Origin of the sequence: Micromonospora sp. NPDC049580, from assembly GCF_040675595.1 — a bacterium.
Taxonomy (GTDB): Bacteria; Actinomycetota; Actinomycetes; order Mycobacteriales; family Micromonosporaceae; genus Micromonospora.
The window spans coordinates 1-9,206 of sequence record NZ_JBFAPG010000243.1 but is presented as its reverse complement, the minus strand read 5'-3'; the positions used below and the strand labels follow the sequence as shown (position 1 = coordinate 9,206).

Annotated in this window: 8 protein-coding genes; 3 read left to right on the top strand and 5 right to left on the bottom strand. The window is 73.1% G+C overall.

The genetic code is table 11. The features are described from left to right. On the top strand, nt 1-982 hold a 982-nt coding region (locus tag AB0J68_RS19450; protein WP_363939746.1), incomplete at its 5' end, for a SigB/SigF/SigG family RNA polymerase sigma factor. Between the two features lie 68 nt (nt 983-1,050). On the opposite strand, the gene ctaD is transcribed toward AB0J68_RS19450, so the two are convergent. The 5 genes from ctaD to AB0J68_RS19425 form a co-directional block, all read right to left on the bottom strand. Further along, on the bottom strand, nt 1,051-3,042 hold the full coding sequence (gene ctaD / locus AB0J68_RS19445) for a cytochrome c oxidase subunit I (protein ID WP_363939744.1): 1,992 nt from the start codon (nt 3,040-3,042) through the stop codon (nt 1,051-1,053). 125 nt (nt 3,043-3,167) lie between these two features. After that, nucleotides 3,168-3,896, bottom strand: coding sequence for an STAS domain-containing protein (locus AB0J68_RS19440; RefSeq protein ID WP_354862108.1), 729 nt, complete (start codon nt 3,894-3,896; stop codon nt 3,168-3,170). A 112-nt stretch (nt 3,897-4,008) separates the two neighbouring features. Next, complete coding sequence (locus AB0J68_RS19435; RefSeq protein ID WP_354862119.1) at nt 4,009-4,455, bottom strand: DUF4383 domain-containing protein; 447 nt, start codon at nt 4,453-4,455, stop codon at nt 4,009-4,011. Between the two features lie 100 nt (nt 4,456-4,555). Continuing rightward, the gene (locus AB0J68_RS19430; protein WP_354862110.1) at nt 4,556-5,713 is read right to left on the bottom strand and encodes a glycosyltransferase; all 1,158 of its coding nucleotides are present in this window, start codon (nt 5,711-5,713) and stop codon (nt 4,556-4,558) included. A 46-nt stretch (nt 5,714-5,759) separates the two neighbouring features. Next, nucleotides 5,760-6,743 carry a glucosyl-3-phosphoglycerate synthase gene (locus AB0J68_RS19425; RefSeq protein WP_354862121.1) on the bottom strand — a complete coding sequence of 328 codons (984 nt, stop codon included), beginning with the start codon at nt 6,741-6,743 and terminating at the stop codon, nt 5,760-5,762. Between the two features lie 222 nt (nt 6,744-6,965). On the opposite strand from AB0J68_RS19425, the gene AB0J68_RS19420 reads away from it, so the two are divergent. Together AB0J68_RS19420 and AB0J68_RS19415 are read left to right on the top strand one after the other, a co-directional pair. Beyond that, on the top strand, nt 6,966-7,976 hold the full coding sequence (locus tag AB0J68_RS19420) for a Gfo/Idh/MocA family oxidoreductase (protein WP_354862111.1): 1,011 nt from the start codon (nt 6,966-6,968) through the stop codon (nt 7,974-7,976). Then, on the top strand, nt 7,969-9,057 hold the full coding sequence (locus AB0J68_RS19415) for a zinc-binding alcohol dehydrogenase (protein WP_363939742.1): 1,089 nt from the start codon (nt 7,969-7,971) through the stop codon (nt 9,055-9,057). The genes AB0J68_RS19420 and AB0J68_RS19415 overlap by 8 nt, the downstream gene beginning before the upstream one ends. Nucleotides 9,058-9,206: the final 149 nt, after the last annotated feature.

The following is a 9,206-nucleotide window of genomic DNA, read 5'->3' as shown; positions in this document are numbered from 1 at the left end:
GTTCGCCGGGCGACTGGCCCGCCGGTACCGGGGCCGGGGCGAGCCGCTGGAGGACCTGGAGCAGGTGGCCCGCCTCGGGCTGGTCAACGCCGTCGACCGGTACGACCCGGAACGGGGCTCGTTCACCGCGTACGCGGCGATCACCATCGTCGGGGAGATCAAGCGGCACTTCCGGGACCGCACCTGGGGCGTGCACGTGCCCCGGCGGCTGCGCGACCTGATCCTCGAGGTGGGTCAGGCCACCGCCGCGCTGACCAGCGAGCTGTCCCGGGCGCCGTCGGTGGCCGAGCTGTCGGCCCGCCTGGAGACGCCGCAGGAGGAGATCCTCGCGGCGCTGGAGTCGGCGGCCGGCTACAGCCCGGCGTCACTGAACGCGCCGGTCGGCGGGGAGAGTTCCGCGGAGTTCGGTGACCTGGTCGGCGAGTCGGACAACGCGCTGGAATCGGTCGACGACCGGGTGACGGTGAGCGGCCTGCTGCACCGGCTGCCCTGGCGCGAACGCCGCATTCTCGCCATGCGCTTCTACGGCAACCAGACCCAGGCGGAGATCGCCGCCCGGTTCGGCATCTCGCAGATGCACGTGTCCCGACTGCTGTCGCGGGCGCTGACCTGGCTGCGGCAGGCCATGCTCGCCGACGCGCCGCCGCCGTGGCAGAACGGCGCCGCCGAACCGGACCCGGGCAAGACCCGCATCTCGGTGCGGCAGAACGGCGACGGGGTCGTCGTCGAGGTCGGCGGTGAGGTGGACCGGGACGGCGCGGACCAGCTGCGCCGCGCGATGCTGGAGGCCGTCAACGGCCAGCCGAGCGAGGTCGTCGTCGACCTGGTCGGCGCGGGTGGCTTCGACGCCGGCGGGATCGCCGCGCTGATGGCGGGCCGGGAGGCGGCGGAGCGCACCGGCGTGCCGCTGCGGCTGACCCGGGTGCAGCCGGCGGTGCGCCGCTCGCTCACCGCCGCCGGCCTGGCACCCGCCCGGGACTGACCGGCGCGTACGCACACGACGAGGGGCCCACACCGCGGTGGTGTGGGCCCCTCGCGGCGTACCGACTCTCAGCGGTCCTCGGTCTCGCCGTCGCTGTGCGGGTGCCGCCAGCGTTCGTGCGGCTTCGGCGCGTCCTCGGCGTCCTGGGGCGCGTCGCTCTGCTCGAAGCTCGGCCGGCGTACGCCCTCGGGCTCCGGCACGTCCACCGGGCGGGCGCCGGACTCGGGCGCCGGCTGGTAGCGGACCGCATCCCGGGCGCCGTGCGCGCCCTCGGGGGCGGGCGACTCCGGCGCGTGGTGCTCCAGGTGTATCTCGTCGCCGAAGTGCTGCGGCGGCTTCGTGGTGCGCTGCGGCAGGTCCCGGCCCAGGTCGGCGACGAGCGGACCGTACTTGAGGTCGAAGGCCGGCCGCTCGGAGCGGATCCGGGGCATCTTGTCGAAGTTGCGCAGTGGCGGCGGGCAGGTGGTCGCCCACTCCAGCGAGTTGCCGAAGCCCCACGGGTCGTCCACCGTGACCACCGCCCCGTACCGCCAGGACTTCCAGGCGTTGTAGATGAAGAAGAGGGTGGAGAGGCCCAGGATGAACGCGAAGATGCTGGAGATCATGTTCAGCGTGGTGAAGCCGTCGGTGGGCAGGTAGTCGGCGTACCGGCGGGGCATGCCCTCGGCGCCCAGCCAGTGGTGCACCAGGAAGGTGCCGTGGAAGCCGATGAACATCGTCCAGAAGTGCGCCTTGCCGAGCCGCTCGTCGAGCAGCCGCCCGGTCATCTTCGGCCACCAGAAGTAGTAGCCGCCGAAGAGCGCGAAGACCACAGTGCCGAACACGACGTAGTGGAAGTGCGCCACCACGAAGTAGGTGTCGTGGGTGTGGAAGTCGGCCGGCGGGCTGGCCAGCAGCACCCCGGTGAGGCCACCGAGCAGGAAGGTGACCAGGAAGCCGATGGCGAACAGCATCGGCGTCTCGAAGGTGAGCTGCCCCTTCCACATGGTGCCGATCCAGTTGAAGAACTTCACGCCGGTGGGTACCGCGATCAGGTAGCTCAGGATGCTGAAGAACGGCAGCAGCACCTGGCCGGTGGCGAACATGTGGTGCGCCCAGACCGTCATGGACAGCACGGTGATGGCGATGGTGGCCAGCACGATTCCGGTGTAACCGAACAGCGGCTTGCGGGAGAACACCGGAATGATCTCGGTGATGATGCCGAAGAACGGCAGCGCGATGATGTACACCTCGGGATGACCGAAGAACCAGAACAGGTGCTGCCAGAGCATCGGTCCACCGGTGGCGGGGTCGTACACGTGCGCGTTGATCAGCCGGTCGGCCGCGAGCGCCAGCAGCGCGGCGGCCAGCAGCGGGAACACCAGGATCACCAGCACGCTGGTGAACAGCATGTTCCAGGTGAAGATCGGCATCCGGAACATGGTCATGCCGGGCGCGCGCAGGGTCAGGATCGTGGTGATCAGGTTGACCGCGCCGAGGATGGTGCCCAGGCCGGAGACGACCAGGCCGAGCACCCACATGTTCGCGCCCACCCCGGGGCTGTGGTCCACGTCGCTGAGCGGGCTGTACGCCGTCCAGCCGAAGTCCGCCGAGCCGCCCGGCGTGAGAAACCCGCCGATCACCATGAGCCCGCCGAACAGGTACAGCCAGTAGGCCAGCGCGTTGAGCCTGGGGAACGACACGTCCGGCGCGCCGATCTGGATCGGCACGATGAAGTTGCCGAACCCGAAGGCCGCGGGTGTGGCGAACAGCAGCAGCATCACCGCGCCGTGTGAGGTGAAGAGCTGGTTGTACTGCTCGGAGGAGAGGAACTGCAGACCCGGTCGGGCCAGCTCGGCGCGCATCAGCATCGCCTGCAGACCGGCCACCAGGAAGAACCCGAAGGAGGTCAGCAGATACAGCAGACCGATCTGCTTGTGATCCGTGGTGGCGAGGAACTTGATCAACGAGTTGCCGGGGACCGGCGCCCGCAGGGCTCCGGGGAAGCCCCCGAAGCGGGCCGGTGCCAGGATCGCCGGGCCCCGATCGCGACCGGGTTCCGTGGTTACCCGCTTGGGCATGGCTGCTCACCCCGTCGTGACGGCAGAAAGGACGGGCGTGCCTACCCGACCCTCCCACCATGTAACCAGGCTGAAGCGGTAATTTCGGTCAGATCGCCGGTACCGGTCGAAGCCGCCCGATGCGGTCAGGCCGCCGGCAGCATCGCCCAGACGGCCTTGCCCTGACCCGCCGGCACGCTGCCCCACCGCTGCGCCAGCTCGCGGACCAGCAGCAGCCCTCGGCCACCCTCGGCCCGCAGATCCGGATCGGCGGGCTGGGCGGCGGCCCGGCTGCCGTCCACCACGGCCAGGTGCAGGTACGGCCGGCGCAGTGTCACCGTCACCTGCATGGGGGTGCCCGCGTGCCGGACCACGTTGCCGACCAGTTCGCTGAGCACCAGCGCGGCCGGGCCCGCCGCGCCGGGCAGGTTCCACCGGGCGCACGCGTCGCCGACCAGCTCCCGGGCCCGCCGGCAGGCCCCGGCCACCGGCTCCAGCCGGGCCCGCATCCGCAGCGCGCCGGCCGCGCCGGCCACCCGGGTCGCCTCCGCGCAGTCCCGTGACACCGGCACCACCCGGCACGTCGTCGACTCGGCGAGCCAGCGGGCGGCGGCCGGAGGCGGCGCGCACAGCACCACCGGCACGGCCGGCCACTCCTCGGCCCGCCGGGCCGTCGCCGCGAACACCGACAGCGCCAGCCGGTCCCGCACGGTCACCCCCGCGAGGTCGACCACCAGCGCCTCCGGCTGGGCGGCCAGCGCCCCGTCCAGCGCCTGGTGCACCGCCCGCATCGTGCCCAGATCGAGGGCGCCGGTGAGCTGGACGACCGCCACCGGTGCGGTCTCGCGCACCTCGCAGGTGATCCGGCTGGGCATCGGCGGGCCCTCGATTCGCTGGTCGGGTCGGGATCTGCCCACTACCCGAGGCCCTGCGGCACCAAACCGGACCGGCCGCTCCCGGGACGCAGCTCACGCCCGGACCCGCAGGTCAGCGGCGTGCCCGTCCGGTCAGCAGACCCAGCGCGATCAGGCCCAGACCGAGGCCGAGGTGCAGCCAGCCGTCCGCGGCGTTGACCGGCAGGACGTTCGCGCCGGTGTCGTGATCCACCGCCAGGCCGTAGAGCCAGAGCACCAGGTAGACGGCGCCGCCGCCGATGAGGAACGTCCGGGCGCCGCTGACCGTCCGCGCCAGCGCCAGGCCGGCCACCCCGAACAGCAGGTGGACGAGGTTGTGCAGCACCGACACCTGGAAGGCGCCGAACAGGAACGCGCCCGAGCCGTGCCCGGCGAACCGCAGATTGTCCGTACCGCTGGTGATTCCCGGGACGAAGCCGAGCACGCCGACCAGCAGGAAGAGCACGGACGCGGCGCTCGCCGCCCGGCGTACCGGCGGCTTGCCGTCGGCCGGGTTGGCCCGGGCCCGGGAGTGCGCCATCGGTCCGACCATCACCGGCTCCTCGCTGCGCGACGGGCGTGAGCGGTGCGACTACCCGTTGCCGCCGACGGCTAACGCGCCGGCGGCGACGGGTGCGCGCTCAGGCCGGTTGCAGGCGGGGCGCGGTCGCCAGCTCGCGGACCCGCTGGTACAGCTCGACGTAGCGCTGGGCCATCACCGCGGGCGTGAACCGCTGCGCGGCCACCCGCCGGCACTCGTCCGGGTCGAGCAGGTCGGCGGCCAGCACGAGGTCGTCCAGCTCGTCCTCGTCGGCGGTGAGCAGGCCGGTGCGGCCGTGCTCGATCAACTCTGGCAGGCAGCCCCGGGCGGTGGCCACCACCGGCGTGCCCAGGGCCAGCGACTCGACCACAGCCGTGCCGCCCGGCTCCTCCCACCGCAGCGGGAACAGCGACGCGCGGGCGCTGGCCAGCAGGTCGTCACGCTCCTGGCCGGCCACGGTGCCGACCCAGCGCACCAGGTCACCGTCGACGTGCGGCGCCACCTCGTCGAGGAAGAACCGCACGTCCGGGTTCTGCCGGGCGTCGTCGCCGGCCGAGGCCAGCTCCGCCGGGCGATGGTACGGGCCGACGGGGCCGGCAAGCACCAGCGGGACACCGATCCGCTGCGCGAGCCGCGCGCCCACGTCCTGCCCCTTGCCCGGGTTGATCCGACCGAGGATGAGCAGGTGCTCGCCCTTCTCCGGGCGGGGCCGGCGGTCGGCGTCCACGGCGAGCGGCGTGGACAGGTGCACGTGACCCACCGAGTGCTCGCGCAGCGCCAGCGGCGCCCGGGCCAGCTGCGACGCCGAGACGCCGTTGACACGGACCCGGTCGCCGCCGTCCAGGCTGCCGTACAGCGCGGGGTGCTTGGCCAGGTCCCAGTGCAGGGTGTGCAGGGTCGGCGGCCCGGCCGGCCCCATCGCCGCGAGGGTGGCCAGCCCGACCGCCTCCACGTGGTCGTGCACCAGGTCGATGTCGTCGCGGGAGTGCAGCTCGCGGACCACCCCGGCCAGGTGTGCCTGGGCGATCCCGCAGACCTGGTTGTACGGCCGTTGCAGCGCCGCGAACTGCCCGTCGGGAAAGACCGACACCTTCTCGTCCACCGGCAGGCTGCTGCTGTCCACCGAGGCGAGCACCACCCGCACGCCGAGTCGCCGCAGCTCCGGCACCAGGGTGGCGATCACGTTCTCGATGCCGCCGTAGCCGGGCGGGGGCACCGACAGCCACGGGCCGGCGTTCATCAGCACGGTGAGGCTCATCGGCCACCCTCCCGCACCGCGGCCGTGTGCGGCCGTGCCTCGGCGCTCACGCCGCGGCCACCCGTCGGCGGGGAACCCGATGGCGCAGCTCGGCCAGCGGTGGCCGCTCCTCGATCGACACGTCGCTGACCACGATCTCCCGGTCGAGGTTCGGCAGCGTGTCCGACCCGCCCCGGCGGAACTGCGTGAGCAGCGACTCCGGCATCATGCCGGGGATGGCCCAGCCGCGTCGTTGCAGCCGGGACCAGGCGGTCAGCATGATCTGCGCGGACATCCGGCCGAGCGCCGCCGTGTCCTGGTGGCGGTGCTTGCGCTCGCCCAGGTCGACCTGCGCCAACGCGTCCAGGCCGACCAGGTCCAGCAGGTCGATCATCATCGCCGTCTCCACGCCGTACCCGGAGACGAACGGCACCTGGGCCAGCACCTCGCGGCGACCGGCGTACTCGCCTGCGAGCGGCTGCACGAAACCGGCCAGTTCGGGCCAGAAGAGGTTGAGCAGCGGTCGGGCCATCAGCTCGGTCACCCGGCCGCCGCCGTCCTGCTCCACGCTGGCGGCGCCCACCAGGGGCCGGTGATAGAAGCCCTTCACGAAGTCCACCGACGGGTCGGTCAGCAGCGGCCCCAGCAGACCGCTGACGAAGTGCGGGCGGAACTCCCGCAGGTCGGCGTCGATGAACGCCACCACGTCGCCCTCGGCGGCGGCCAGCCCGGCCCAGAGCGCGTCGCCCTTGCCGGTGAGCCGGGGCAGGCCCCGGGTCATCGCGTCCTGGCTGACGACCTCCGCGCCAGCGGCGCGGGCCACCTGCGCGGTGCGGTCGGTCGACCGTGAATCCACCACGATCAGTTCATCGACGAGAGCGACCCGATCCATCAGGTGTTCCCGGATGGTCGACACGATCGCGCCGACCGTCGCCTCCTCGTTACGTGCCGGCAGCACCACGCTGACCCGGCTCTCTCCCTTGGCGCGCAGCAGCCGGCGTGCCGGCCAGTCCGCCGCTGAGGTGGTCCGGTACGTGGCCCACGCCTCCACCACCGGTGACACGGTCGTATCCCGCACGGGCACCCCTCCGTTCGTGCGTGGAACAAGCGGAGTCTGTAGTTCCCACTCGCCGCCACGTGCTAACCGTTCCCAGGGCAACAGCTTGATCACAACGGTTACATCCGCGCGTTCCCGGGGGATGAACGTTTGATTGCGCACATCCCAGGGGACTGCTCCCATCGAAGTCGAAACGTTCTCGAAAGAGGTTGTCGAATGGGTGGATGCCGGGTGGGTCTCGTGGGGGCCGGCGGGGTGGCACAACGCCATGCGCGGGTGCTGTCCGGGTTCGACGACGTCGAACTGATCGGGGTGACCGACGTGGTGCCCGAGGCGGCGTCCGAGCTGGCCGCGCGGCACGGCGGGCAGACCTTCCGCGACGTCGCCGAGCTGCTGGCCGCCGGCCCGGACGCGGTGTACGTCTGCGTGCCGCCCTTCGCGCACGGCCCGGCCGAGGAGGCGGCGATCGACGCCGGGGTGCCGATGTTCGTGGAGAAGCCCGTCGCCGTCGACCTGGTCACCGCCGAGCGCGTCGCCGACCTCGTCGCCCGGCGTGGGCTGCGCACCGCCGTCGGGCACCACTGGCGCTACCTGAGCGTGCTCGACCAGGCCCGCGAGCTGCTCGCCGACCGCCCGGTGCGGATGGTCAGCGGCGCCTGGCTGGACAAGGTGCCGCCGGTCGCCTGGTGGGCGCGCCGGGACCGCTCCGGGGGCCCGGTGGTCGAGCAGGCCGCCCACGTGCTGGACCTGATCCGGGTGCTGGCCGGCGAGGTCACCGAGGTCACCGCGTACGGCAACGGCACGCCACCGCCGGTCGACGGCGCCGACATCGACTCGGTGACCACCGCCACGCTGCGCTTCGCCAACGGCGCCGTCGGCACGCTCAGCGCGGCCTGCGTGCTGGGCTGGAAGCACCGGGCGGGGCTGGAGATCCTCGCCGACGGGCTGGCCCTGGCGCTGACCGAGGACGGTCTGCTGATCCGCGACGCCGACGGCGAGCGACACGTTCCCGCCGATCCGGAGGCCGCCCGGGTGGCGGTGGACCGCGCCTTCGTCGACGCGGTACGCGGCGTCGGCGACGACGTCCGCGTCCCGTACGCCGAAGCGCTGAAGACCCAGCGACTGGCCCTCGCGGTGGCCGAATCGGCCCGTACCGGTCAGACGGTGCGGCTCGTCACGCCCGCCGCGCCGGTCGCGCTGTCCAGCGGGGTGACCGTCGATGCGTGATCGGGTGGTCACGGTCACCGCCCCCGGTCGGGTGGAGCTCGTCGAGCAGGAGGCCGCGGCGCTGCGCCCCGGCACCTTCCGCGTCGACACGCTGTTCAGCGGCGTCTCCGCCGGCACCGAGCTGAGCTACGTCAAGGGCACGAACCCCTATGTGAACGTCACCTGGAACGCCGACCTGGGGCTCTTCCAGCCCGGCGAGGCCAGCACCCCGTACCCGGTCACCCGACTGGGGTACATGCAGGTCGGCCGGGTGGTGGAGAGCGCCACGCCGGCCGTGGCGGTGGGCACGGTCGGCGCGATGACCTACGGGCACCGCACCGGCTGGCTGGCCGACCCGGTCGCCGAGCGGTTCGTCGGCCTGCCCGACGACCTGGACCCGCTGCTCGGCGTCTACGTCGCGCACATGGGCCCGATCTGCGCGAACGGTCTGCTGCACGCCGCCGCCGACCTGCACGGCGCGGACGTCCGCTCGCTCGGCGACGGCGTACGCGGCCGGCGGGTCGCCGTGGTCGGCGCCGGCGTGGTGGGTCTGCTGACCGCCCTGCTGGCCCGGCGACACGGCGCCGCCTCGGTGGTGGTGCTCGACCCCACCCCGCGCCGCCGCGAGGTCGCCGAGGCGCTCGGCCTGGAGACCCTCGACCCGGACGCGGACGACCCGGCGGTGGTGCTCAAGACCCGGTGGGCCCACGCCGCCGGCGACCGGGGCGCCGACGTCGTGTTCCAGTGCCGGGGGCAGGGGTGGGCGTTGCAGCTCGCGCTGCGGTCGCTGCGCCCGCAGGGCACCGTGATCGACCTGGCCTTCTACCAGGGCGGCGCGGACGCGGTCCGCCTCGGTGAGGAGTTCCACCACAACGGGCTGGCGCTGCGCTGCGCCCAGATCGGGCGGGTGCCGCGCGGGCTCGCGCCCACCTGGGACCGGGAACGGCTCTCCGCCGAGACCATCGACCTGCTGCGGGCCTACGGGGACGCGATCCGCAAGCACCTCGTCTCGGCGGTGGTGCCGTTCGACGAGGCGCCCACCCTGCTCACCGACCTGGCCGAGCGCCGCCGCCAGGAGTTGCAGGTGGTCCTGGCCGTGTGACCCGCCGGAGCGCGCTCGCGGGGTGACACCGCGGGTTACCGTTCCCGCCATGAGCACCCTGAAGGACCGGCCGGTCGGCGACGCTCCCGCGAGCCGACCGGTCGGTCTGTCCGCGCTGCTGCCGTACCTGCGGGAGCACCGCGGCACCC

Bases quoted from the DNA above. Each gene is read 5' to 3' on its own strand.
- ctaD (WP_363939744.1), bottom strand. From the start codon at position 3,042: ATGCCCAAGCGGGTAACCACGGAACCCGGTCGCGATCGGGGCCCGGCG.
- AB0J68_RS19440 (WP_354862108.1), bottom strand. From the start codon at position 3,896: ATGCCCAGCCGGATCACCTGCGAGGTGCGCGAGACCGCACCGGTGGCG.
- AB0J68_RS19435 (WP_354862119.1), bottom strand. From the start codon at position 4,455: ATGGCGCACTCCCGGGCCCGGGCCAACCCGGCCGACGGCAAGCCGCCG.
- AB0J68_RS19430 (WP_354862110.1), bottom strand. From the start codon at position 5,713: ATGAGCCTCACCGTGCTGATGAACGCCGGCCCGTGGCTGTCGGTGCCC.
- AB0J68_RS19420 (WP_354862111.1), top strand. From the start codon at position 6,966: ATGGGTGGATGCCGGGTGGGTCTCGTGGGGGCCGGCGGGGTGGCACAA.
- AB0J68_RS19415 (WP_363939742.1), top strand. From the start codon at position 7,969: ATGCGTGATCGGGTGGTCACGGTCACCGCCCCCGGTCGGGTGGAGCTC.